General features: G+C 62.3%; 2 protein-coding genes. Both read right to left on the bottom strand.

Going from position 1 to position 605, the window contains the following annotated elements; all coding sequences use genetic code 11:
* Nucleotides 1-335, bottom strand: a 335-nt coding sequence (locus EAH77_RS25050; RefSeq protein WP_277752587.1) for a glycine betaine ABC transporter substrate-binding protein, incomplete at its 3' end; no start/stop codon positions are given.
* Nucleotides 332-605 (bottom strand): ABC transporter permease subunit (locus EAH77_RS25055; RefSeq protein WP_140476157.1); only part of this gene is annotated, 274 nt, incomplete at its 5' end. The genes EAH77_RS25050 and EAH77_RS25055, both read right to left, overlap by 4 nt.

Here is a 605-nt window from a genome sequence, read left to right on the forward strand (position 1 = left end):
CCGGTGTATTCGTACGCAAGATCGATCTGCCCGTTCAACTGTGCGTCTCGGGTGCTGTTGGAGCCCTGGATGTTCGTGAGATCGCGAACATCCGCGCCTGCAGCGGACATCGCGAATTCGATGATGTATCCGAGCACGATCTGCTCGGTGAAGTCCTTGGAGCCGACGGTCATCTTCACGCCCTCGAGCTCGGGAACGGGCTCGATGCTGCCGGGGCCGACCGCCAGAGGCAGTGCGCCACCGGATTCCAAGCCACAGGAAGCGACAAGTGTGAGGCCGAGCGTGGCAACGGCGAGTTTCCAGCCCCGCGTTCTGGTGATCGAAGTCTTGGTCATCGTAATCCCTTGGGCCCGAGATAAGTTTCGGCGAGCGCGCCGAGCCAGTCGATCAGTAGGGCCAGCGACACCGCCAGTACGGCACCGACCACGAGGGTGACGTTGTCGCGGAGCTTGTATCCGGTATCGATCAGAATGCCCAGACCGCCGGCACTGACCAGGAAGCACAGCGTTGCCGTGCCGACCGCCAGAACGAGCGAAGTGCGAAGGCCCGCAAGAATGTACGGGACGGCCATCGGGAATTCGAGCTGGCGCAGCACGGTCAGAGAA

This window comes from Ewingella americana, from assembly GCF_006438725.1.
Classification (GTDB): domain Bacteria; phylum Pseudomonadota; class Gammaproteobacteria; order Enterobacterales; family Enterobacteriaceae; genus Ewingella; species Ewingella americana_A.